Raw genomic sequence first — 24,286 nt, 5'->3', positions numbered from 1 at the left:
ACGACAGTCTGTTTCCCGCTCATATCCACGCCATGATAGACCTCGCACATATCCGCAATTTCTCGATCGTCGCGCATATCGATCACGGGAAATCCACGCTCGCAGACCGCCTGATTCAAGAGACCGGCACCGTTCAGGACCGGGACATGAAAGAGCAGTTGCTCGACGCGATGGATATCGAGCGCGAGCGGGGCATCACCATCAAGGCGAACACCGTGCGCATCGACTATCTCGCGGATAATGGCGAGAGCTATGTGCTGAACCTGATCGACACGCCGGGCCATGTGGACTTTGCCTATGAGGTCAGCCGCTCCATGCGCGCGGTCGAAGGCTCGTTGCTGGTGGTCGATTCGACACAGGGTGTCGAGGCGCAGACGCTGGCCAACGTGTATCAGGCAATCGAGGCCGACCACGAGATCGTGCCGGTTCTGAACAAGATCGACCTGCCGGCCTCGGAATGTGACCGGGTCGCCGAGCAGATCGAGGACGTGATCGGGATCGACGCATCCGGTGCGATCCGTGTCAGTGCCAAGACCGGTGTCGGCATTCGGGATACGCTGGAGGCAATTGTCCATCGGCTTCCCGCGCCCAAGGGCACCCGCGACGCGCCGCTCAAGGCGATGCTGGTGGACAGCTGGTATGATTCCTATCTGGGCGTGATCGTGCTGGTCCGGATCATGGACGGCGTTCTGAAAAAGGGCGACCGGGTGCGGATGATCCAGTCGGGTTCGACTCATCTGGTGGACCGTATCGGGGTGTTCCGTCCGCAGATGCAGGTTGTGGACGAGCTCGGCCCCGGCGAGATCGGATTTCTGACCGCGTCGATCAAACAGGTACGCGACACCCGCGTGGGCGATACGATCACCCATGAAAAGAAAGGCTGCGACAAGCCACTGCCGGGCTTCAAACCCTCGGTGCCCGTGGTGTTCTGCGGATTGTTTCCGGTGGATTCCGCCGAATTCGAGGATTTGCGGGACGCAATCGAGAAACTGGCTCTGAACGATGCGTCGTTCTCGTTTGAAATGGAAACCTCTGCTGCTCTAGGCTTTGGCTTTCGCTGCGGATTCCTCGGTCTCCTGCACCTTGAGGTCATACGGGACCGGATCGAACGCGAATACGATATCGAACTGATCACCACGGCGCCGTCGGTCGTTTATCACGTCTACATGAAGGACGGCTCGATGAGCGAATTGCACAACCCGGCGGACATGCCGGACCTGTCCGTGGTCGATCACATCGAAGAGCCGCGGATCAAGGCGACGATCCTTGTTCCGGACGAGTATCTGGGCGATGTGCTCAAGCTGTGCCAGGACCGGCGTGGCATCCAGATGGACCTGACCTATGCCGGATCGCGGGCGATGGTGGTGTATGACCTGCCGCTGAACGAGGTTGTTTTCGATTTCTATGACCGGCTGAAATCGGTGACCAAGGGCTATGCGAGCTTTGACTATCAGATGACCGAGTATCGCGCGGATAATCTGGTCAAGATGTCGGTGCTGGTGAATGACGAGCCGGTGGACGCGCTGTCGATGATGGTGCATCGCGACCGTGCCGAACTGCGCGGACGGGCCATGTGCGAGAAGCTCAAGGACCTGATTCCGCGCCACATGTTCAAGATCCCGATCCAGGCGGCGATCGGCGGCAAGGTGATTGCCCGCGAAACCCTGTCCGCGCTGCGCAAGGACGTGACCGCGAAATGCTATGGCGGCGACGCGACGCGCAAGAAGAAGCTGCTGGAGAAGCAGAAGAAGGGCAAGAAGAAGATGCGCCAGTTCGGGAAAGTGGACATCCCGCAGGAGGCGTTTATCTCGGCCCTCAAGATGGATGGGTAAGGCAGCCGCACGGGCCGATGCCCTGTGGGCGGGATCGTAACGGCAGCGTCAGGGCCGATAATGTCGTTCCCTGCGCTGCCTATCGCGTTCGTGAGTGTGTTGGCTTTGCGATGACTCTCATATAATCGTCTCTGGCCCGAACCCAATCCGATTTTGTGCCAGAGTTTTCCGAGTTCGCGCCAATCACGGGGTGCAGGCACACGCTGTCGTGTCTGGGCGCAGGTCCGGCTTGCGGTTATGTTCGGCAGGATATTGGGAGGTCTATCATGAAAATTGTTGCCGCGAGCCTGCTTGCGCTGAGCCTTGCCACCGGGGCGCTGGCCGAGGGCAAGACACATCGCATCGTCTTTCATGTCGATGAAAACGACGCGCAGGTGATGAACATGACGTTGAACAATGTGGCGAATGTCACCCGTTATTACGAAAGTCAGGGCGATGATGCGGTGATCGAGGTGGTCGCCTATGGTCCGGGGCTGGCCATGTTGCTGGCGGATGAAAGTCCCGTCGCCGACCGGATCAGCGTGATGAGCCTTGAGATCGACAACCTCTCGTTTGCGGCCTGCGGCAACACGTATAACGCGATGAATGCAAAGGCCGGAAAGGAACTGGACCTGCTGGACGAGGCCGGGATCGTCACCTCGGGCGTTGTGCGGCTGATTGAATTGCAGGAGCAGGGCTATGCCTATGTGCGGCCCTGATCATTTTCCGGCCACCCGGGTTCCGTCGCCTGGCCATGGCCATTTGCGCGGACATCGCTACCAGACAGGGGCGGAGAGCAGTTCCGGGTGAATTTCCGAGCACAGGTGCGCTCTTGCATGTCGTCGGGGTCAACACGCAGCGATGCTGTCGTGGTCACTTTGCCATGCGGTTCTTTGACAGTCCGCGAAGCCGGTTGTTTCGAAGAGCAGGATGCAGGGCCCCGTTCAGGAGGTGGCCCGGCGCACGTTCGTAGCCGCCGCCGTGCGAAAGGCGCTGCTCAGGATCAGTTGCAATGCGATGCTGACTATGAAACCGGCCCAGCCCCCTACGAAATAGTAGAGTAAAATCGACCCGAGCCCGCCCCCCGTCAACGCCCCGGTCAGGGCACCGATAAGCCCGAAGGCTATGGAAAGGACAAGATGCGCCAGCATTTGCTGTTGTGTCTCCCGAGTCACAGGAACTTGATTTTAAAGTAGTCTGACAAAAAGATTAACAAAAAGCTAATAAGCCGCCGACGGGACTGCATTCATCGGCACGATTTTGCCGTGTATGCCAAGAATTGGTTCAACCAAAGCGTTAAAATCCTGCGAAAACAGGCGATTTTCGTACTGAAATTCTCTGAATTTTTTATTAAGATAATGAAAATAAAGGCGTTTTGTGGCGCATCTGCTTTTTACCCGTGAAACGGACGTCCGGATTGTTTCCGATCAACGAAATCGGCTGTTGCACATCTCATGCTGGCACCTGCGCAGACCCAAAGAACAGGAACAACGGGTGATTCGCCTCGCGATGCCTCGCGATTCGCTGATTTTCACCAGTCTCGCGGGCACCGCGGTGATTGTCGTTCTGGTCACGGGCCAAGGCACCTTGCGACCGATTCTGATCGCGGCAGCCACCGGAGCCGTGCTGGCGATTCCGGTGGCTTATCTCGTCGCGCGCAGGCTTTATGACCGATTCTGATGGACATGGGAGGCGCGAGGCGTGGGAACCTCGCGATATACCCAGTCACGCCGTCAGGAACGCGCGCAGCGACGCTTCGAACTCGCGGGGTTTCTCTGCATGAAGCCAGTGGCCGGCACCCGGCAGTTTGGCAAATCGCGCATGCGGAAACAGGGTGCGGATGGCGTCGCGGTGTTCGCGCAGCACATAGTCTGACGCTCCGCCCGACAGGAACAGGGCCGGCCCGTCCCAGTGGGTGTCGACCTTTGGGAACCCCATGATCCGGGGCATCTCGGCGGCCAGCGTATCGAGGTTCAGCTTCCAGCGCTTGTTCGGCAGGTCGAGCGACTGGGTGAAAAAACTCTGCAACGCCCGTTCGACGCCCAGTTCGGCCAACCGGGCCTCGGCTTCGGAGCGGCGCGTAATGCTGTTCAGATCGACCCCCCGCATGGCGTCGATGAACGGCATCTGGGTATGGGCATAGCTGACGGGGGCAATGTCCGCGACCACCAGCTTGCGTACGGCAGCGGGATGGCGCAGGGCGAGCATCATCGACGCCTTGCCGCCCATGGAATGGCCCACCACATCCGCAATGCCGCCGAATTGTGCGATCACCTCGGCGAGGTCATCGGCCATGTCGGGGTAGCTGTGGCTGTCGCTCCACGGGCTGTCACCGTGATTGCGCATGTCGACGGCCACGACCTGCCGGCTGTCGGAGATACGTTTGGCGATAACGCCCCAGTTGCGTGCCGAGCCATAGAGTCCGTGGGCGATCAGCAGCGGAGGCAGGTCGGTGGCGGTGCCGTGAGTGATCATGTTCAACATGATGCGGTGATAACGGCTGTGTTCGATCAGGGCCAGACCCGTTGAAGCAGCGGCGCAGGGGGAGTATGGCAAGAGCATCGGGCCGCGCGACAGGAGACAGGATGACCGAACCGCAGGACTTCGAAACCGCCAGCGCCGGATTGCTTGCCCTGATGCGCGAAAAGCTGGGGGTGCGGGCGCGCTCGTTGCGGGACGCGCGCACTCCGGCCAAGCGGTTGTTGCCGCGCAAGGTGTTCCGGAGCTTCGAGACCTTGCAGAAGGCGGAACCGTTTCTGGCGCATCCCAAGCTGGCAAGAACGGTGAATACCACGGAAATCGCGGCAGCGACCAGGACGGTGCGCGACCACCTTGACGCAATCGACCTTGCGGACCGGCGCAAGGGGTGGTGGCTGAGCCTCGCGGGCAGCCTGGCCTTCAACCTGCTCCTCGCCAGTGTGGTGTTGATCGTATTTCTGTTCTGGCGCGGCATTCTCTAGCGCATCGCCGGATACGGCCCGGTTGCGGGCCGTATCGGATCTGTGTTCAGCCCTTCGTGGCGGATGTCTTGGCGGTGGCGTGTCCGCCGGCCTGCGGGGCGTCGGGCCACGCGGTCGGATCGGTGTCGAGATCGGCAAACTGCGCCGGATCGAAGATCGGCCGGTTTATACCCTGCGCAAGTTGCGCGCGATAATCATCCACCACGCGCATCGCAACCGGGAACAGCATCATCAGGGCCAGGAGATTCACCACCGCGAGAATGCCCATCATCGGATCGGAGAAGGCAAAAACCGCCATCGCCCCCGGTGCCACGGCGCCGAGAAAGACGATGCCGATGATCGCGACACGCAACACCAGCACAGCAGCCGGGTTCCCGGTCATGAAGGACAGTGCGTTTTCGCCGAGATAATAGTTGTACATGATCGACGAGAAGGCAAAGAGCAGGATCGCGAAGGTCAGGAAATATTGCGCCCAACTGCCCAGGTGGCTGACAAGCGACTGCTGTGTGAGGGCAACGCCGTCGATCCCTTCCGCGCCGGGTTGATAGACATCGCCGAGCAGGATGACGAAGGCCGTGCAGGAGCAGATGATGATCGTGTCGATGAACACCGAGAACGATTGCGTGATGCCCTGGCTGACCGGATGCTTGACATAGGCCGTCGCCGCGACGTTGGGCGCCGAGCCAAGACCGGCTTCGTTGGAAAACAGACCGCGCCGCAAACCCTGGGCAATCGCGGCGCCCATGCCGCCGGCGACCGCTTCGCGGAACCCGAAAGCGTTGGCCACGATGTCGACGATCACGCCGGGCAGGCTGGTGATATTCAGCACGATGATGATCAGGGCCATCGCCAGATAGCCGATCGCCATGATCGGAATGATGACATCTGCGGCCTTTGCAATGCGATGGATCCCGCCAAAGATGATGAACCCGGTCACGATCGACAGCAAAACGCCGGTATAGACCCGCGGGATCGACATGCTGTCCAGCGCGGCACCGGCAACGGTATTGCCCTGAAACGCATTGAAACCGATCGAGAAAGAGGCGATCAGGCAGACCGCGTAGATCACCGCCAGCCAGCGATAGTTCTGACCGAGGCCGTGGATGATGGTCTGGGCCGGACCGCCGCGATAGTCGCCTTCCGCCGTGGTGCGTTTGTAAAGCTGGGCGAGGGTTGCTTCGATCAGGGCCGTGCACATGCCGACCAGAGCGATCATCCACATCCAGAACACCGCGCCGGGACCGCCGATGGTGATGGCCACCGCAACGCCTGCGATATTGCCGCCGCCGACGCGGCCACCGACCGACACGAAAAGCGCCTCCCGGGCGCTGATCTTGCTCGGGTCGCCCGAGTCGTCGCGCCTGAGAACGGCAAACATGCGTTTGAAGAAGCGCAATTGCACGAAGTGACTGGCCGCCGTGAAAAACAGCCCGAAGACCACGAGGATCGGGACGAGTGCAAAGCCCCAGGTCAGATTGTTGATGAGATCGAATAACCAGTTCAAAAGGTCCACGGAATCCCCCTCCTTGGATTGTATTTGTCCTGCAATCATGCACGCTTGGGGGTGTCCGGCAAGCTATTCGCGCTATGAGGTGATTTCAGTTTCCCGTATTTGTTGTGCCGGGATGCAGGAAAGCCGGCGTCCGGAACAGAAAAAGGGCGTCGCCAAATCTGACGACGCCCGACCGGTTTTTCCGTTGGCGCGGGATCTCAGAGGTTCGGGTAGATCGGGAAACGCGCGCACAGGGCGGCAACTTCTGCGCGCACCTTGTCCTCGACCGCGCTGTTGCTGTCTTCGCCATTTGCGGCGAGTCCGTCGACCACCTCAATGATCCAGTCGGCGATCTGACGGAATTCGGCCTCGCCGAAGCCCCGCGTGGTTCCCGCCGGGCTGCCGAGGCGAATACCCGAGGTCACGGTCGGCTTTTCCGGGTCGAACGGCACGCCGTTCTTGTTGCAGGTGATATGCGCGCGACCGAGGGCCTTTTCAGTGGCGTTGCCCTTGACCCCCTTGGGTCGCAGATCGACCAGCACGACATGGGTGTCGGTGCCGTGCGTGACAGTGTCGAGACCGCCCTTGATCAACTGATCCGACAGTGCCTGCGCGTTGGTCACGACCTGCTTGATATAGTCCTTGAAACCGGGCTGCAGCGCCTCGCCGAAGGCAACCGCCTTGCCGGCGATCACATGCATCAGCGGGCCGCCCTGAATGCCGGGGAAGATGGCCGAGTTGATCTTTTTCGCCAGCGCTTCGTCATTGGTCAGGATCATGCCGCCGCGCGGTCCGCGCAGGGTCTTATGGGTGGTGGTGGTCGCTACATGCGCGTGCGGGAAGGGCGAGGGATGTTCACCCGCCGCAACCAGACCGGCGAAATGCGCCATGTCCACATGCAGGTAGGCGCCAACGCTATCGGCAATCTCGCGCATCCGCGCAAAATCGATCTGGCGCGGGATGGCCGACCCCCCGGCGATGATCAGCTTGGGCTTGTGTTCGCGCGCGAGGTCCTGGACCTGATCGTAATCCAGCAGGTTGTCCTGTTTGCGCACGCCATATTGTATCGCGTTGAACCATTTGCCCGACTGGTTGGGGCGCGCGCCATGGGTCAGGTGACCGCCGGCGTCCAGGCTCATTCCGAGAATCGTGTCACCGGGTTGCAGCAGCGCGGTGAACACGCCCTGATTGGCCTGCGAGCCGGAATTGGGCTGCACATTGGCAAAACCGCAGTCAAACAGCTTGCAGGCGCGGTCGATGGCGAGGTTCTCGGCAATGTCGACGAACTGGCACCCGCCGTAATAGCGACGCCCGGGATAGCCTTCGGCGTATTTGTTGGTCATCACCGACCCCTGCGCTTCCATCACGGCGGCGCTGACGATGTTTTCGGACGCGATCAGTTCGATCTCGTCGCGCTGGCGCCCGAGCTCCTGCCGGATCGCGCCGAAGATCTCGGGATCACGCTCGGCGAGAGGGGTCGTGAAAAAGCCGGTATCTGGATTTGGCGCGGTCATCGGGGGCTCCGTTCTGGAAAAGTGATGTGTTTGTGGACAAATTCCAGCGGCAAACTAGTTGCTGCCGCCGCGGAGTGAAAGGCTATAAACCGGCGATTTGCCGCCTTGAAGCGGCAAGGCTGGTCACCGCGTCAAAGGTGTGGTTGTTTCGGAACCGAAAGCGCAACACCGGAAACCCGACGCCATGACATTAAAAATCGCGTTCCTGGCCAGCAGGGCACCGGTTGCGCAGACGGCGCGCGCGGTTCTGATCGGGCGTTATGGCAATGTCGAGCCCGAAGAGGCCGACGTCATCGTGGCCCTGGGGGGCGATGGGTTCATGCTGCGCACGCTGCACCGGGCGCAGACACTGCCGGCGCCTGTCTACGGGATGAACCGGGGCACCATCGGCTTCCTGATGAATGAATACAGCGAAACCGACCTTATGGACCGTCTCAAGGCGGCCGAGCAAGAAGTCATAAACCCCTTGTCGATGCAGGCGACAGACCAGTTCGGACGCAAGCACAGGGCGCTTGCGATCAACGAAGTATCGCTTCTTCGCGCGGGTCCGCAGGCCGCCCGGCTCAAGATCACGGTGGATGGGCGCGTCCGGCTCTCGGAACTGGTTTGCGATGGTGCGCTGCTGGCGACTCCGGCCGGGTCGACCGCCTACAACTATTCCGCCCACGGTCCGATTCTGCCCATCGGATCGGATGTGCTGGCGTTGACCGCAATCGCCGCGTTCCGGCCCCGTCGCTGGCGCGGGGCGTTGCTGCCCAAGACCGCCAATGTGCGCTTTGACGTGCTCGAGGCGGACAAGCGCCCGGTGATGGCGGATGCGGACTCGATCTCGATCACCGACATCGATTGGGTTGAAATAAAATCCGATCCGACCATCGAGCACAGGATTCTCTTCGACCCTGGGCACGGATTGGAAGAACGTCTTATTTCTGAACAGTTTACGTGATTCTGCAGCCCGTCGTCGACGGCGCATCGGCCTCTTTTGAACAAATTGAGGCAAAAAAAATCACGAGTTTTCCATCATTTTTTCACCTTGTGTGATCATGCTCACAGAAAGCCGGGTTGGCTTCTGGCAATGTGTAATCGTTGTAACGAGGAATTTTGGCAAAGAGTACGGAGTAAGTGAGTGGTGTTGGTAAAGAGTACCGCGTGAGTGAGTGGTTCTTGTAACGAGTTTATTTCAGTAGGGCCCGGGCGCAGAGGAAACTCTGCGTCCGTATTTTTTGGAGAACGGCACCTGTTTTCGCGCCAATGTCGGCCCGCGCGGATGATCTGGTGTGTCGGCGCGGCGTGTGCGTGGTGGCCGCGCCTATAGCATTTCGCAATAAACCTGACTCACCTGACGCTGCCTGAAATCAGAGATTTCAACGCGTCAGGTGATGCCAGATGTGTCAAGTCAATCGCAAAACGCTTTAGCCGAACCGCGCCCACAAGGGATCGCACATCCGCCCGACCCGCTCTTCGATCGCGGCGCAGGCATCGACAACCAGGTCTTCGCGCCAGCGCCGGCCGACGATCTGGATATTGATCGGCTGCGTGCCCTGCGGCAGCTCGGCCAGATGCGCGGGAACGCTGCCTGCGGGCAGGCCCATGAAATTCATCGCATAGGACCAGAGCGCTGCGCCCAGCACTTCGCGCACCCCTTCGCTGCCTTCGGTGTCGCGGTCCGGGGCAAAAAACGGTTGTGGCAGGAACGGCGTGATGACCAGCGGATAGCGTTCCAGAAACAGCGACCATTCGCGGGCATAGTGGCTGCGTTGCGCCATCATCTGCAAAAGCTCGTCGCCTTCATATGGCGGGAACTGCTCGAAATACTGCTCAAAGATCGTCTGGATCGTTGGCGAGCCATAGGCTTGAATGTCCGGCGCCATCAGCGCCTTGACCTCGCCCAGCAGCGCCCGGTATCCCGCAAGACCGGCCTCGCGAATGTCGGGGGGCGTGATTTCCTCGACCTCATAGCCCGCATCACGCATCGCGTCGCGCGCCACGTCCAGCGCCCTGGACACCTCAGGATGCAGGTCAAAGCCATAGGTCTCGCGGGTAAAGCCGACGCGCACCGGCGTGTCCGGCGCGTCACCGCGCCAGGGCAGGGGGGCGTGAAACGGATCGCGCGGATCGGGGGCGATGACGGCGGGCATCGACAGGTGAAGATCCGCAGCCGACCGCGCGATCAGTCCCTGCACCGACATCGATTGCGCCAGCATGCCGCGCTCCTTGGTCTGGCTGGGGTTCCAGGCCGGGACACGCCCCAGGCCCGGCTTGACCGTGACCGCACCTTGGGCCGCCGCCGGGAATCTCAGGCTGCCGCCGATATCGTTGCCATGTCCAAGCGCGCCGATCCCGGCCATCACCGCCGATCCGGCCCCGCCCGAGGACCCGCCCGGCGACACGTGATCGCCCCAGGGGTTGCGCGTGCGCCCATGCAGCGCGTTGTCGGTTTCGGCCCGGAATGAGAATTCGGGCGTGTTGGTGCGGCCGATCACCACCGCGCCGGCGGCGAGCAGGTTCCTGACGATCGGGGCATCGTCCGGCGCGATGGCGTTGGCAAGTGCCGTGACGCCGTTGGTCGTGGCGTGGCCCTTCTGATCGACATTCACCTTGATTGTCACCGGAACGCCGTGCAGCGGCCCGGCGGGCTTGCCACTGGCCAGGTCATCGTCAAGGGCGCGGGCGCGCTGCATGGCTTCGTCGCCCAGATCCTCGACCACTGCGTTCAGTGTCGGGTTCTTCTCATGCATGCGCGCGATGGCGGCGGCGGTCACGTCGGCGACGCTTATTTCTGCGGATTTGGTAAGGGTGGAGATCTCGACGGCGTCGAGTTGCCAGAGCGGTTTTGTCATGTGGAGTCCTTTCGGCGATACGGTACGCATCGAAGCGGTCAATGCAATGGAGAAAACTCGCGTGGACAACCTGTGGCGCAAGTGGCGGTTGCTGCGCCAGACCCTTGCGCCGCAGGGGGCAAATGGTGTTCGTTTGACCCGTGCGGACACGGCCGTCACGGCACAAGGAGAGGCGATCATGGCCTATTACAAGGGAATCAATGATTACCCTCCGGGCGATGACGCGCCCGGGCAACGCGGGTGGATTGCGGACGGGCTGTTGCGGCTGCGCGCGGCTCTTGCGGTTCAGATCACCGATGTGCGGCGTCCGAATTCGCTGGTGATCGGCTCATGGAACATCCGTGCCTTCGACGGAGGGCGCAACCGGCTGGACGAAAGCTATCATTATATTGCCGAGATCATCGACCATTTCGATATCTGTGCGGTGCAGGAGATCAAGCCCGATCTCGGCCCGCTGAAGCGGTTGACGAACCTGCTGGGCGACAACTGGGATTACTTTGTCACCGATGTCACCGCAGGGGATGCGGGCAATGACGAGCGGATGGCGTTTTTGTACAACCGCAACAAGGTCGTGTTTCGCAACCTGATCGGCGAGATCGTGCTGCCGCGCGATGCCCTGATCGACGGCGAACAGATCGCGCGCTCGCCGTTCTTTGCCTCGTTCCAGGCGGGCTGGTTCCGGTTCACGCTGTGCACCGCCCATATCCGCTTTGGCGATGACGTGGGGCTTCGTGCGCGCGAGATTTCGGCACTGGCTTCGATCCTGAGCGCCCGTTCGAAAAACGAGGGCGAGGTTTACGTGCTGCTCGGTGACATGAATATCGAAAGCAGCGAGGATGAAACCATGGCCGCGCTTCAGGATGCGGGCCTGGTGGTTCCGGATTTCGGGGCCACCAACCTGGGGGGTGACAAGCTCTTTGATCATATTGCCTTTGCCGGCGAGGGGACCGAAACGCGCTTGCTGCGCAAGGGCAAGTTCGATTGGCGCGGAACGGTGTTCCGCCCCCAGGATGTGAGCGCCTATGAGCAGATCGCGAGGGACATCCGCAGCAAACCGGACACCGGCAAACCCTATGCCAACTGGCCCGGCACCTATCCGGGCTGGACCACGCACGAGATGTCGGACCATCTGCCGATCTGGATCGAGATCGAGGTGGATTATTCCGACGAATATCTCGCCGGGATCAAGGCGAACCGCTAGCGGGAACCACCCGAACCGGCCGGGTGGCGCAGATGTTTATCCAGCATAGCCAATGGTTTGCAACGCGCCCTTGATCTCATCCAGGATCGCGGGATCATCGATGGTTGCGGGCATCTTGTAGGGGGCTCCATCGGCGATCCTGACCATGATTGCGCGCAGGATCTTGCCCGAGCGCGTCTTGGGCAGACGATCGACCACCACCGCCAGCTTGAAGGCGGCAACCGGTCCGATCCTGTCGCGCACCAGGCCGACAACCTCGTCGACGATATCTCTGGGATCCCGGTCCACGCCCGCGTTCAGGCACAGGAACCCGACCGGCACCTGGCCCTTGAGCTGATCCGTGACCCCGATGACGGCGCATTCGGCGACATCCGGATGGCCTGCCAGCACCTCTTCCATCGCGCCGGTGGACAGCCGGTGGCCCGCGACATTGATCACGTCATCGGTGCGGGCCATGATATAGAGATAGCCGTCTTCGTCGATCATACCCGCGTCGCCGGTCTCGTAATAGCCGGGAAAGGTCGACAGGTAGGATTTCACGAACCGTTCCTGCGCATTCCACAGGTTGGGCAGAGTGCCCGGCGGCAGGGGCAGCTTGACCGCGATCGCTCCGAGTTCGCCGGGTTTGACGGGATGGCCGGCGTCGTCGAGAATTTGCACGTCATAGCCGGGCATCGGGACCGAGGGGCTGCCAATCTTGACGGGCAGCGGTTCGATGCCCATCGGATTGGCCGCGATGGCAAAGCCGGTCTCGGTCTGCCACCAATGGTCGATCACCGGGATGTTCAACAGCTTTTGCGCCCATTCGATGGTGTCCGGATCCGCGCGTTCGCCTGCGAGGTAGAGCGTCTTGAGGCAGGAGAGGTCATATTTCGCCGCGAACTCGCCCTTGGGGTCCTGGCGCTTGACCGCGCGGATTGCGGTCGGCGCGGTAAAGAACGATTTGACGCCATGTTCGGAAATGACCCGCCAGAATGTTCCCGCATCCGGCGTGCCCACGGGCTTGCCCTCGAACACGATGGTGGTGTTGCCGTGGATCAGCGGCGCGTAACAGATATAGGAATGGCCGACGACCCAGCCCACGTCCGACGCCGCCCAGAACACGTCGCCCGGATCGACATTGTAAATCGCCTTCATCGTCCAGTTCAGCGCAACGAGATGCCCGCCGGTGGCGCGGATCACGCCCTTGGGGGCACCGGTCGTGCCGGAGGTATAGAGGATGTAGGCCGGGTGGCTGCCCTCCACCGGGACACATTCCGCCGGTTCCACACCGTACTGGAATGCGTGCCAGTCGACATCGCGGCCTTCTTCGAGATGTGCGATCTCCTGCTCGCGCTGGAAGATCACGCAGAAATCGGGCTTGTGTTCGGCAAGATCGATGGCACCGTCCAGCAGTGGCTTGTAATGCACCACCCGGCCGGGTTCGAGCCCGCAGGACGCGGCGATGATCGCCTTGGGCTTGCAATCGTCGACCCGCACCGCCAGTTCGTTTGCGGCAAACCCGCCAAAGACGACCGAATGCACGGCCCCCAGCCGGGCGCAGGCCAGCATCGCTTCCAGCGCCTCGGGGACCATCGGCATGTAGATGATGACACGATCGCCCTTTTCCACACCTTTCGCACGCAGCGCCCCGGCGAGCGAGGCAACCCGGTTGCGCAGTTCCGAATAGGAAATCCTGTGCTTCGTCTGGGTGATCGGGCTGTCATAGATGATCGCGGTCTGTGCGCCGCGCCCGGCGTCGACATGCCGGTCCACCGCGTTGTAGCAGGTATTGACCATCCCATCGTCAAACCAGCTGTAAATCGGCGCGTGTTCGTCGTTGAGAGCCTTGCTCGGGGTCTTGTCCCAATCGATGCTCTTGGCGGCTTCCATCCAGAAGCCCTCCGGATCGTCTTTCCAGCCGGAATAGACCTCTGAATACCTCATCGAACCTTCTCCTCCTGCGTTTCCGAATGTGTAGTGGAGCGACGCAGCGTCAGGCAAGATCGTTACCGGCATCAGCGGCAGAAGGACGCAAGAAATTTGCAGATTTTCGCGCAATCTATGCAAAAAATTTGCAAACCCGTGACTATTATGCGGGAAAAATCCGGGGTTCAGCGATTTTTGCAAACCTGAAAACCTGGAAATGCAAATTCTCGCGCACCGCTTTGCCGCGCCACCCCGGCGGCGCGGCGCGGTGTCTGCTCAGGCGCTTAACCGTATTGCGCGACCGGCGTGCCGGCAACGGCGGCCATGTTGAGCAATCCGCGTGCGGTGATCGAGGGGGACACGATATGCGCCTTGTTGCCCATGCCCATCAGGATCGGACCCACCTCCAGGCCGCCGGCCTTCATCTTGAGGATGTTGCGCACGCCGCTGGCGGCATCCGCATGGGCAAAGATCAGCACGTTGGCGTTGGATGTCAGCCGCGATGCCGGGAAAATTCGGGCACGCAAATCCGCATCAAGTGCCGTATCGATGTTCATTTCCCCTTCATAGGTGAAATCGCGCGGTTCGCTGTCCAAGATGCTGATGGCGTCGCGCAGTCGTCTGCCCGATCCCTCCGACTGGTTTCCGAACTGCGATTGCGAGCAGAACGCGATCTGTGGCTCGACGCCAAAGCGTTTGACATGGCGGGCCGCCGCGATGCCGATCTCTGCAAGCTCACGGGCGTCGGGCAACTGGTGCACATGGGTGTCGGCGATGAACAGGGGTCCGTCCTCGAGGATCATCATCGAGAGCGCACCATGCGGCGACAGGTCGGGCGACCCGAGAATCTGCGCCACGTAATTGAGATGCCAGCGATATTCGCCGAACGTGCCGCAGATCAGGCTGTCGGCCTCGTCACGATGCACCATGATGGCCGCGATGGCGGTGGTGTTGGTGCGCATGATCGCCTTGGCGATGTCGGGCGTGACGCCCTTGCGCTGCATCAGGGTATGATAGCTGTTCCAGTAATCGTAGTAGCGCGGGTCGTTCTCGGGGTTGACCAGCTGGAAATCGCGTTCGGGCCGGATCACGAGCCCGAACCGTTCGCACCGTTGTTCCATCACCTCCGGGCGACCGATCAGGATCGGTGTCTCGGTGGTTTCTTCCAGGATCGCCTGCGCGGCCCGCAGGACACGCTCGTCCTCGCCCTCGCTGAACACGATGCGGCGGCTGGCCTGTCGCGCGGCCTGAAAGACCGGACGCATGAGCAGGGCGGATTTGAACACGCTCTGGTTCAGGCGCTGGCGATAGGCTGTCATGTCCTCGATCGGGCGGGCCGCGACGCCGGTGTCCATCGCGGCCTGTGCCACCGCCGCCGAGACCACCGCCACCAGCCGGGGGTCAAAGGGTTTCGGGATCAGATACTCGGCCCCGAATGTCATCTGTTCGCCGCTATAGGCGGCGGCGGCTTCGGCGCTGGTGGTTGCACGGGCCAGTTCGGCAATGCCGTCGATACAGGCCAGTTGCATCGCGTCGTTGATTTCGGTCGCTCCAACGTCGAGCGCGCCGCGAAAGATGAACGGAAAGCATAGCACATTGTTCACCTGGTTGGGAAAATCGCTGCGCCCGGTTGCGATGATGGCGTCCGGTGCGACGGCGCGGGCATCATCGGGCATGATTTCCGGGTTCGGGTTGGCCAGCGCAAAGATGATCGGACGCTTGGCCATGCGTTCGACCATCGCCGGCTTCAGCACGTTTGGCCCGCTCAGGCCGAGGAACAGGTCCGCGCCTTCGATCACCTCGTCCAGCGTGCGTTTGTCGGATGGCTGGGCGAACAGGGCCTTCTGCGGGTTCATATCCTCGGTGCGGCCTTCGTAAACCAGGCCGTGAATGTCGCAGAGCCAGATATTCTCGCGCCTGACCCCCATCTTGACCAGCATGTTCAGGCAGGCGATGCCGGCCGCGCCGCCGCCGGTGCTGACCACGCGGATGTCCTCGAACTTTTTCCGGGCCACATGCACCGCGTTCTTGGCCGCTGCGCCCACGACAATGGCGGTGCCGTGCTGATCGTCGTGAAATACCGGAATATTCATCCGCTCACGGCAGATCTTTTCGACGATGAAGCAATCAGGCGCCTTGATGTCCTCAAGGTTGATCGCGCCGAAGGTCGGGGCGAGCGAGCAGACGATCTCGGCCAGCTTTTCCGGATCGGATTCATCGACCTCGATATCGAAACAGTCGATATTGGCGAATTTCTTGAACAGGACCGCCTTGCCCTCCATCACCGGCTTGCTGGCCTGCGCGCCGATATTGCCAAGTCCCAGCACCGCCGTTCCATTCGAGACGACGCCCACGAGATTGGCCTTGGTCGTATAGCGCGAAGCGCTTGCCGGATCGTTCTTGATCTCGATACAGGCCTCGGCGACGCCGGGTGAATAGGCCCGCGCCAGATCACGTCCGTTGGCCATCGGCTTGGTGGCCCGGATCTCGAGTTTACCGGGCTTGGGGTTCTCGTGATAGAACAATGCCGCCTGACGCAGGGTTTGATTTTCGGACATGTCCGCGATCCTCCAGGAAAGATGGTTGAGCACTAAACTAACCGGTGGCGACGGGGCAACCGGGAATGTCGAGCGCCGGGCTGTCGGGGCCATGCTTGCAGAATCTCCGCCCTGTCGCCAGCGTTTTGCACATCCTGAAACGAGGTTTCATGCCGGACTCCTCCTAGCGTCGGCTGCCCACATCCTACCGGACCGCTGTGCATGCTGCCCGACGATCCGCTGTCACCGGCGAAACCGTGACCTTGCGGGGTGAGGGGTGGGACGCCTATCATCTGGCAGCAGGAGATGCCTCTGAAAGGCCACCGGGCAGGTAAACGCAGCTGGTCGACCCGGGTTGCGACATTGAACTGCCCCAGATTGCCTTGCCCGATGCCTTTACCACGGAGATGGATAGCGAATGAGTTTGAAAGATGCTGCAACACGGGTGCGCGAAAATGCCCACGCCCCTTATTCGGGATTCAAGGTGGGGGCCGCGCTGCGCGCCGCGTCTGGCGCAATATATGTCGGCTGCAACGTCGAGAACATTGCCTATCCCGAGGGCACCTGCGCCGAGGCCGGTGCAATTGCCGCGATGGTTGCCGCTGGCGAGACCGAACTGACCGAGGTGCATGTGATCGCGGACAGCCCGATGCCGGTTACGCCCTGTGGGGGATGCCGCCAGAAACTTGCCGAGTTCGGTGTTGGCACGGTGCGTGTGACCATGGGAACCACCGCAGGGCAAGAACAGGTGATGACGCTTGCGGAATTGCTGCCCGGTGCTTTTGGTGCCGCTCACATGGGCGACCGCTAGGGCATGGATGCGCGTGCCATCATTGCCAAACTTCGGCACCGGCAGGTGCCCGATGCGGCGGAGCTGCGCTGGTTCGCGCAGGGGCTGGCGGATGGCACGGTCACGGATGCGCAGGCGGGGGCCTTTGCCATGGCGGTCTGCATGGGCGATCTCGGCGAGGCGGGGCGCGGCGCCCTGACGCTTGCCATGCGCGACAGTGGCGACGTGTTGCGCTGGACGCTGGATGGCCCGGTGATCGACAAGCATTCGACCGGCGGGATCGGCGACTGCGTGTCGCTCCTGCTGGCCCCGGCGCTGGCTGCCTGCGGCGGCTGTGTGCCGATGATCTCGGGGCGGGGGCTTGGGCATACCGGCGGAACGCTGGACAAGCTCGAGGCGATTGCCGGGGTGAGCACCGGATTCTCGCAGGAGCGATTGACCGAGATCGTGTCGCAGGTCGGCTGCGCCATCGTCGGGGCAACGGCCCGGATCGCGCCGGCGGACAAGCGCCTTTATGCGATACGCGACGTCACGGCCACGGTCGAAAGTCTTGATCTGATCACCGCGTCGATCCTGTCCAAGAAACTCGCCGCAAGCCCGGATGCGCTGGTGCTTGATGTCAAGGTGGGCAGCGGTGCCTTCATGAAGACGAGACAAGAGGCCAGCGCCCTTGCCGCGGCGCTGGTGACGGCGGCCAATGCCGCAGGCTGCAAGAGCAGTGCGATCGTCAGCGACATGAACCAGCCGCTGGCCCCGGCGCTTGGCAATGCGCTCGAGGTGGCCGAGATCATGAAGATTCTGACCGGCCAGCGCGAGGGTCCGCTGGTGCAGCTTGCCGCAGCATTGGGCGGGGTGCTGCTCGCAAGGTCGGGGCTGGTCGACGATGTTCAGGCCGGGGCGGACCGGGTTGTCGCCGCGATCCGGGACGGTCGTGCAGCCGAACGGTTCGGCAAGATGATCGCGGCGCAGGGCGGGCCGCTGGCCTTTGTCGAGCATTGGCAGCGCTTTCTTCCGGAACCCAACGTGATCCGCGAGATCGCCGCGCGCGAGGATGGGTATATCGCCGAAATGGATGGCGAGGCTCTGGGGCTGGCCGTGGTTGCACTGGGTGGCGGGCGACAGGTCGAGAGCGACGTGGTCGATCCGGCGGTGGGGCTGTCCGGCCTGCTGCGACTTGGCGAACGCGTGACGCGTGGCCAGCCGCTCGCCGTGATCCACGCCGCACGCGAGGATGCCGCGCAGCGGGCCGAGGCGGCTGTGCGCAAGGCAATCAGGATCGGGGCGTGGCCAGAGGCGGTGCCCGATCTCATTCACGAAAGGATCGGCTGATGGCGCGCGCATTTCTGGTGGTGATGGATTCCGTCGGCATAGGCGGTGCACCGGATGCCGGGCGCTATTACAACGGGACGGTGCCGGATACCGGGGCCAATACGGTGGCCCATATCGCACAGGCCTGCATGGCGGGGCGGGCCGAGCGCGGGCGCAGCGGCGCATTGAAGCTGCCCAATCTCGACCGGCTTGGGCTGGGAGCCGCGGTGCGGCTGGCCTCGGGGGTGCCTGCACCGGGTCTCGGCGCCGATCCGAAGGGAGTCTGGGGCGTCGCGACGGAAGAGTCGCGGGGCAAGGATACGCCCTCGGGCCATTGGGAACTGGCCGGGGTGCCGGTGCCGTGGGACTGGCATTACTTCCCCGACAGCACCCCGGCCTTTCCCGACAGTCTCATGCAACGGGTGGCGGCGGCGGCGGGTACGGCCGGCACCCTGGGCAATTACCACGCATCAGGCACCCGCATCATTGCCGAACTGGGCGCCGATCACATCGGGAGCGGCTGGCCGATCTGTTACACTTCGGCGGATTCGGTCTTTCAGATTGCCGCGCATGAAGATCATTTCGGGCTGCAACGCCTGCTCGATCTCTGCGCCGCGATTGCGCCGCATCTTCACGCCATGAAGGTGGGCCGTGTCATCGCCCGGCCCTTTACCGGGCAGGCCGATACCGGGTTCATACGAACGTCGAACCGCCGCGATTTTGCCATTGCGCCGCCAGCCCCGGTGCTGACCAACTGGGTTCAGGATGCGGGGCGTCGGGTTTACGCGGTCGGCAAGATCGGCGACATCTTTTCGATGCAGGGCATTGACGAGCTGCGCAAGGGCGATGATGCCACGCTGATGGGGCACCTGTCCGATCTCGTTGACACCGCCGAGGAGGGCAGCCTGACCTTTGCCAATTTCGTCGAGTTCGACAGCCGTTTCGGTCATCGGCGCGACATCTCCGGTTATGCCGCGGCGCTGGAATGGTTCGACGCGGAACTGGGCCGGATCCTGCCCCGGTTGCGCCCGGACGACATGATGATCCTGACTGCGGATCATGGCAACGATCCCAGCTGGACGGGAACCGATCACACGCGTGAGCGGGTGCCGGTTCTGATCAGCGGGCGGGGCGCACGGTCGGTGGGGCATGTGGGCTTTGCCGACGTCGCCGCAAGCGTCGCGGATCACCTCGGGGTGCGGCCTCGCGGGGTCGGCACCAGCTTTTTCTGAGGAGCCGGGTTTGTCGATGGGTTGCAGACCTGACGGCCCTGGCCCACAACATGATGCAGAATATCCGGGAGAGTCGCATGTCAGAAGCCGTCACAGTCGTTGATCATCCGCTGGTACAGCACAAGTTGAGCCTGATGCGGGAAAAGGACACGCCCACCGCAGTGTTCCGCCAGCTCTTGCGCGAGATCACGCAGCTTCTGGCCTATGAAGTGACCCGCGAAATGCCGATGACGAAAAAACCCATCGAAACCCCGCTGGAAGAGATGGATGCGCCCACGCTTGCCGGCAAGAAGCTGGCCCTCGTGTCGATCCTGCGGGCGGGCAACGGGATGCTGGACGGGGTTCTGGAACTGATCCCGCTGGCGCGCGTGGGGTTTGTCGGCCTCTACCGCGATGAAAAGACGCTGCAACCGGTGCAGTATTATTTCAAGGTGCCCGATGGGCTGGAGGATCGGCTGGTGATCGCGGTCGACCCGATGCTGGCGACCGGAAATTCCTCGGCGGCGGCGGTGGACCTGCTCAAACAGGCCGGGGCCACCAATATCCGTTTCCTGTGCCTGCTGGCGGCCCCTGAAGGCATCGCGCGGATGCAGGAGGCGCACCCGGATGTTCCGATCGTGACCGCGTCGATCGATCGCAAGCTGAACAGCCAGGGGTATATCGTTCCGGGGCTGGGTGACGCGGGCGACCGCATGTTCGGAACCAAATGATCGCGCTTTGACACGCATGCCGTTCTGCGGCAGAGTTTCGTCAGGCCACTCCCGAGGGACCGTATGAACGCGCATCATCTTTTGGCAGCCATGATCCTGAGCGTCGGTTTGGGGGGCGTGTCGTCTTTCGCATCCGCCGAGGGTGACGTTGCGCCGGCCTTGCCGCAGACGACGCGGGTTCTGCCTTATCACATCTACGAGGAGCGCCAGCAGGCGCGCGATGTGACCGTGCCGCACGGCTACAAGCCGGTCTGGCATGACGGGCGGCTGAACCCACAGCGCGGGATCACCACTCTGAAACCGACCGGGACGGGGACCCATGCGTTCGTTCCGCGCGGCTACAAAGCGGCGTGGACGGATGGCCGCCTGAACCCGAACCGGGGGCAGGGCACCGCGCGGGGCGATGCACAAAGCGATCAGGTCTGGAGCCAGACGGTGCCGCGACTGCTTGTCCCCGCAGCACCGCCACCGCAACTCTATGGCGGGCCGACACCGCGCAAGCAGCAGAAGACACGGTTCTGGGAAACGGCGCGATAAGGCGTTTCGCGATCAGGACAACGCCCGACCACAACGCCCGACCCTTGTCACCCGCCACAGATATTCTGAAGCTGAACCCATTCGCGATCCGGCAGGATCGGATCGGTATCCCGCCCGGCCATCGGATCGGCTTCGATCAGTTCAAGCACGGATTCCCCGGTGACATCGCGCGCATAGGCATAGGGGGATGAGGGCAGTTGTGCCGCCTTGAACGCCGCCAACAATAGATCGGGCGCAATTTGCGGGCGCGGCGAAATCAGCACCCATTCCGCATAGCTGTCAAGCGTGTCCTGTGTCACTTTGCCGGTCGTCAGAAGCCGGAAACTCGCGACCGGCCCGGCATAGCTGAGCAGCCGTTCGAGGGGGTCGTTCTCTTTGGCCTGCACCGTTTCGGACAGGATATAGCCTGCGGCGACCGCCGGGCCTTCGTAATCCTCGATCAGCGACTTGTTCAGCAGGATCACACCACCGGGCAGGTTGCGGCTGTCGGCGACCCCGGCGGGCAGGACGACCACCCGCCGCGCTCCGGCCCGCTTGGCAAGCCGTGCCAGTACCGCTGTGGTTTCGGCGCTGCCGCAGGCGACCCCGGCCACGCGTTCGATGCGCCCGAGCAGCGCCTTGCCGATGGCTTCGCGCTGGATATCGGGCACCACATTCAGCGCGTGGTTCCGCAACATGTCCGGCAACCAGAATGCCAGCAGCAGCACAACAATCACGGCAAATGTCATCGACCCGGCAAAGCGCAGGCGACCGGGGCGTGACCGGCTGCGATCAATGGCGCGCCGCAGCCTGGCGATGGCATCCAGCATCGCGGTTTCGTCCTCGGCGATCTCGAGCGTTTCGCCGGGATCGCCATCGGGAAAGAAGATGGCGGGAAAGTCACCGGGGTTCTGGCGTTGCACCGCAGCCAATGACCAGTGGGCCAGTGGCTGTTCCTTGGTGTCGGTGATGGTCAGGGTCGCTTCGCCGATCTTGACGATCACCTCGCGGCGCTGCTCGTCGGGCGACGCCCGCCAAAGACCCGAGGCTTCGAGCCTTTCGTATTTCTTGAGCGCCGTCATGTTGCGGGGTCTGCGAAGCCTCTGTTTTCGCCACTCTTACCATGAGCCGCCAAGGCGGCAAACCGATTCACGCCCGCGTGTCAGAGCGCGGCGGCATGATTGCGCAATTCGAATTTCTGGATTTTGCCGGTCGATGTCTTGGGCAATTCCTGAAACACCACCTTCTTGGGGGTTTTGAAACCCGCCAGCGTTTCTCGGCAATAGGCGATCAGGTCCGCCTCGGTCGGGTTTGTTCCGTGCTTCAGTTCGACGAAGGCACAGGGAACCTCGCCCCATTTGTCGTCCGGCTTGGCCACGACCGCGGCCAGCAGAACATCGGGATGCCCCATCAATACACCCTCGATTTCCACCGAGCTGATATTCTCGCCACCCGAGATGATGATATCCTTGGCGCGGTCGGCGATCTGGATATAGCGATCCGGGTACTGAACCGCGATGTCGCCGGTGTGGAAATACCCGCCCTTGAACGCCTCGGCGGTGGCCTTCGGATTCTTGTAATATCCCTTCATGGTTCCGTTGCCACGCATCACGATCTCGCCCTGGGCGCGGCCATCCATCGGGATCTGCGTCATCTGCTCGTCCACCACGGTGATATGCTCCATGAACGGCATGGCCACGCCCTGACGGGCCTTGATCGCGGCGCGCGCGTCACCCTGCAGATGATCGAGATGCGGACCCCATGTGCATTCGGTGGCTGGCCCGTACACCTCGGTCAGCCCGTAAACCTGTGTGACGTGGAAACCCATCGGTTCGATCTTGGCCAGCGTGGCCGGGGCAGGGGGTGCGCCGGCGGTGAACACCTCGACCGTGTGATCAAAGCTCCGGCGTTCGTCCTCGGGCGCGTTGACCAGCATGTTCAACACGATGGGAGCGCCACCGAAATGGGTGGCGCCCTCGTCAGCGATCGCATCGAAAATCGCTGGCGCGGTGATGTCGCGGCAACAGATGATCGTGCCCCCGACCATCGGCATCATCCACGTGTGGCACCAGCCGTTGCAGTGAAACAGCGGCACGATGGTGAGATAACGCGGCCGCAGCACCATACCCCAGCTGATCACCTGGCCCATCGCGTTCAGATAGGCACCGCGATGATGATAGACCACGCCCTTGGGGCGTCCGGTTGTCCCGCTGGTATAGTTGAGCGCGATGCTCTCCCACTCGTCGCCGGGCATGATCCACTCAAAGTCGGGGTCGGCATCGTCCAGTACCTGTTCATAGGTCGCGTGACGCCCGGTCGCCGGAAAGCCCGCATCGTCATCGGGGACTTCGATCACGATGGGCGGCGGGCCGTCATTGCGGGCGATGGCCTGTTCGACAAGCGTGATGAATTGAGTATCCACCAGCACCGCCCGCGCCTCGCCATGCTCCAGAATATAGGCCACGGTACCGACGTCGAGCCGCGTATTGATCGCGTTCAGGACCGCGCCGCAGGCCGGCACCCCGAAATGCGCCTCGGCATGGGCCGGAATGTTGGGCAGGACCGTGGCCACCACATCGCCGGGCGCGACCCCGCGCGTCGCCAGCGCCGATGCCAGGCGCGTGCAGCGGTCGTGATATTCTGCATAGGTCTTGCGGTGGGTGCCGTAGACAATTGCCATGTCGCCGGCAAAGACATGCGCGGCCCGACGCAATCCCGAGAGCGGCGTCAGCGGGACATAATTGGCCGCCACCTTGTCGAGCCCGGTTTCGTCCTTCATCCACCCCATGTCGCAATACCTCCGATGCCGCAATATCGCGAACCCTAGGGTCAAGGCACACGGCTTTCAATCGGGATTGCGACGGGCGCTTCTCCAAAAAGAAAGGCGACGCACCGCGCCGCCTTTCAAAAAGATCATGTGTCTGAAGCTCAGCTCTTGCGACGACGGCGCGCCGCGTAGCCGAGACCACCCAGCGCCGCCATCAGCAGCGGCATCGTCGCGGGCAGCGGAACCGGGGTCAGTTCCGGCTCTCCGACGACCCGGAGAGATGCGCTCTGAAGGTCGAACTCGTCCGCTCCGTAATAGGGCCAGCCAGAGCCGGTGTTTTCCGCAAAGCCGAACGAGAACATTTCGGTTGCGACCGAGTGCGCGAACGCATCGGGCGATCCGAAATCCGTCCAGAAGCTCAGCGTGATGGTCTGGGGGCTCGCTTCGTCATACAGCGTCACGAAGTTGTCGTCGGCCGACGAGTTGTCATCCGAACCGAGAATGCGGGCCTGCCAGCGTTCGCCCAAGTTGAAAAATCCGCTTGGTCCGGCGCCACCAACCCACATTTCCCAAGTAAGGCGCTGATTTCGCTGTCCTGACCATTATATTTCCTATATAAAACATGGTGTTGAAGGCTGCGAGGGGCGCGTTTTATGGATCACCCAGAGGGTGCGGGCTTGCAACGGGCAGATCGGGTGGA

21 protein-coding genes are annotated in these 24,286 nt (G+C 62.2%); 11 read left to right on the top strand and 10 right to left on the bottom strand.

Annotation, left to right across the window (positions count from 1 at the left end):
* Window positions 1–32: 32 nt before the first annotated feature.
* Together lepA and AB9K34_RS02885 are read left to right on the top strand one after the other, a co-directional pair.
* A complete protein-coding gene (gene lepA, locus AB9K34_RS02890) occupies window positions 33–1,832 on the top strand; it encodes a translation elongation factor 4 (RefSeq protein ID WP_369952944.1) in 1,800 nt (599 codons plus the stop codon).
* A gap of 266 nt (window positions 1,833–2,098) precedes the next feature.
* Window positions 2,099–2,530 carry a DsrE family protein gene (locus tag AB9K34_RS02885; RefSeq protein WP_369952943.1) on the top strand — a complete coding sequence of 144 codons (432 nt, stop codon included), beginning with the start codon at window positions 2,099–2,101 and terminating at the stop codon, window positions 2,528–2,530.
* Window positions 2,531–2,755: 225 nt separating this feature from the next.
* Here the strand turns inward: AB9K34_RS02885 and AB9K34_RS02880 are convergent, their stop codons facing one another.
* Entirely contained in the window at window positions 2,756–2,962 is a 207-nt protein-coding gene (locus AB9K34_RS02880) for a hypothetical protein (RefSeq protein WP_369952942.1), read from the bottom strand.
* Between the two features lie 226 nt (window positions 2,963–3,188).
* Between AB9K34_RS02880 and AB9K34_RS02875 the strand changes: the two genes are divergently transcribed.
* A complete protein-coding gene (locus AB9K34_RS02875; RefSeq protein ID WP_369952941.1) occupies window positions 3,189–3,491 on the top strand; it encodes a hypothetical protein in 303 nt (100 codons plus the stop codon).
* A gap of 45 nt (window positions 3,492–3,536) precedes the next feature.
* Here AB9K34_RS02875 and AB9K34_RS02870 read toward each other — a convergent pair whose 3' ends face one another.
* Entirely contained in the window at window positions 3,537–4,295 is a 759-nt protein-coding gene (locus AB9K34_RS02870) for an alpha/beta fold hydrolase (RefSeq protein WP_369952940.1), read from the bottom strand.
* 101 nt (window positions 4,296–4,396) lie between these two features.
* Between AB9K34_RS02870 and AB9K34_RS02865 the strand changes: the two genes are divergently transcribed.
* On the top strand, window positions 4,397–4,771 hold the full coding sequence (locus AB9K34_RS02865; RefSeq protein WP_369952939.1) for a hypothetical protein: 375 nt from the start codon (window positions 4,397–4,399) through the stop codon (window positions 4,769–4,771).
* 46 nt (window positions 4,772–4,817) lie between these two features.
* Here AB9K34_RS02865 and AB9K34_RS02860 read toward each other — a convergent pair whose 3' ends face one another.
* A complete protein-coding gene (locus tag AB9K34_RS02860; RefSeq protein WP_369952938.1) occupies window positions 4,818–6,284 on the bottom strand; it encodes an alanine/glycine:cation symporter family protein in 1,467 nt (488 codons plus the stop codon).
* Window positions 6,285–6,481: 197 nt separating this feature from the next.
* Entirely contained in the window at window positions 6,482–7,777 is a 1,296-nt protein-coding gene (gene glyA, locus AB9K34_RS02855; RefSeq protein WP_369952937.1) for a serine hydroxymethyltransferase, read from the bottom strand.
* A 184-nt stretch (window positions 7,778–7,961) separates the two neighbouring features.
* Between glyA and AB9K34_RS02850 the strand changes: the two genes are divergently transcribed.
* The gene (locus AB9K34_RS02850) at window positions 7,962–8,723 is read left to right on the top strand and encodes an NAD kinase (RefSeq protein WP_369952936.1); all 762 of its coding nucleotides are present in this window, start codon (window positions 7,962–7,964) and stop codon (window positions 8,721–8,723) included.
* A gap of 466 nt (window positions 8,724–9,189) precedes the next feature.
* On the opposite strand, the gene AB9K34_RS02845 is transcribed toward AB9K34_RS02850, so the two are convergent.
* Window positions 9,190–10,617, bottom strand: a complete 1,428-nt coding sequence (locus AB9K34_RS02845) for an amidase family protein (RefSeq protein ID WP_369952935.1) — start codon at window positions 10,615–10,617, stop codon at window positions 9,190–9,192.
* 46 nt (window positions 10,618–10,663) lie between these two features.
* On the opposite strand from AB9K34_RS02845, the gene AB9K34_RS02840 reads away from it, so the two are divergent.
* Window positions 10,664–11,818, top strand: a complete 1,155-nt coding sequence (locus tag AB9K34_RS02840; RefSeq protein ID WP_369952934.1) for an endonuclease/exonuclease/phosphatase family protein — start codon at window positions 10,664–10,666, stop codon at window positions 11,816–11,818.
* A 36-nt stretch (window positions 11,819–11,854) separates the two neighbouring features.
* On the opposite strand, the gene prpE is transcribed toward AB9K34_RS02840, so the two are convergent.
* Both prpE and AB9K34_RS02830 read right to left on the bottom strand, forming a co-directional pair.
* Window positions 11,855–13,744 carry a propionate-CoA ligase PrpE gene (prpE, locus tag AB9K34_RS02835; RefSeq protein WP_369952933.1) on the bottom strand — a complete coding sequence of 630 codons (1,890 nt, stop codon included), beginning with the start codon at window positions 13,742–13,744 and terminating at the stop codon, window positions 11,855–11,857.
* Between the two features lie 266 nt (window positions 13,745–14,010).
* A complete protein-coding gene (locus tag AB9K34_RS02830) occupies window positions 14,011–16,284 on the bottom strand; it encodes an NADP-dependent malic enzyme (RefSeq protein WP_369952932.1) in 2,274 nt (757 codons plus the stop codon).
* Between the two features lie 397 nt (window positions 16,285–16,681).
* Here AB9K34_RS02830 and AB9K34_RS02825 point away from each other — a divergent pair, with 397 nt between their 5' ends.
* The 5 genes from AB9K34_RS02825 (at window position 16,682) to AB9K34_RS02805 (ending at window position 20,840) form a co-directional block, all read left to right on the top strand.
* The gene (locus tag AB9K34_RS02825) at window positions 16,682–17,074 is read left to right on the top strand and encodes a cytidine deaminase (protein WP_369952931.1); all 393 of its coding nucleotides are present in this window, start codon (window positions 16,682–16,684) and stop codon (window positions 17,072–17,074) included.
* Between the two features lie 3 nt (window positions 17,075–17,077).
* Window positions 17,078–18,382, top strand: a complete 1,305-nt coding sequence (locus AB9K34_RS02820) for a thymidine phosphorylase (RefSeq protein ID WP_369952930.1) — start codon at window positions 17,078–17,080, stop codon at window positions 18,380–18,382.
* Window positions 18,382–19,593, top strand: coding sequence for a phosphopentomutase (locus AB9K34_RS02815; RefSeq protein ID WP_369952929.1), 1,212 nt, complete (start codon window positions 18,382–18,384; stop codon window positions 19,591–19,593). The genes AB9K34_RS02820 and AB9K34_RS02815 overlap by 1 nt, the downstream gene beginning before the upstream one ends.
* 77 nt (window positions 19,594–19,670) lie before the next feature.
* The gene (gene upp / locus AB9K34_RS02810; protein ID WP_369952928.1) at window positions 19,671–20,303 is read left to right on the top strand and encodes a uracil phosphoribosyltransferase; all 633 of its coding nucleotides are present in this window, start codon (window positions 19,671–19,673) and stop codon (window positions 20,301–20,303) included.
* Window positions 20,304–20,366: 63 nt separating this feature from the next.
* Window positions 20,367–20,840 carry a hypothetical protein gene (locus AB9K34_RS02805; RefSeq protein ID WP_369952927.1) on the top strand — a complete coding sequence of 158 codons (474 nt, stop codon included), beginning with the start codon at window positions 20,367–20,369 and terminating at the stop codon, window positions 20,838–20,840.
* A 47-nt stretch (window positions 20,841–20,887) separates the two neighbouring features.
* Here AB9K34_RS02805 and AB9K34_RS02800 read toward each other — a convergent pair whose 3' ends face one another.
* The 3 genes from AB9K34_RS02800 to AB9K34_RS02790 all read right to left on the bottom strand — a co-directional run bounded on the left by AB9K34_RS02800 (window position 20,888) and on the right by AB9K34_RS02790 (window position 24,113).
* On the bottom strand, window positions 20,888–21,901 hold the full coding sequence (locus AB9K34_RS02800) for a hypothetical protein (RefSeq protein WP_369952926.1): 1,014 nt from the start codon (window positions 21,899–21,901) through the stop codon (window positions 20,888–20,890).
* Window positions 21,902–21,981: 80 nt separating this feature from the next.
* Window positions 21,982–23,607, bottom strand: coding sequence for an AMP-binding protein (locus tag AB9K34_RS02795; RefSeq protein WP_369952925.1), 1,626 nt, complete (start codon window positions 23,605–23,607; stop codon window positions 21,982–21,984).
* 140 nt (window positions 23,608–23,747) lie between these two features.
* Window positions 23,748–24,113 carry a VPLPA-CTERM sorting domain-containing protein gene (locus tag AB9K34_RS02790; RefSeq protein WP_369952924.1) on the bottom strand — a complete coding sequence of 122 codons (366 nt, stop codon included), beginning with the start codon at window positions 24,111–24,113 and terminating at the stop codon, window positions 23,748–23,750.
* Window positions 24,114–24,286 lie beyond the last annotated feature (173 nt).

This window comes from Sedimentitalea sp. XS_ASV28, from assembly GCF_041224545.1.
Taxonomy (GTDB): domain Bacteria; phylum Pseudomonadota; class Alphaproteobacteria; order Rhodobacterales; family Rhodobacteraceae; genus Sedimentitalea.
This window is presented reverse-complemented; position numbering and strand designations above follow the sequence as displayed.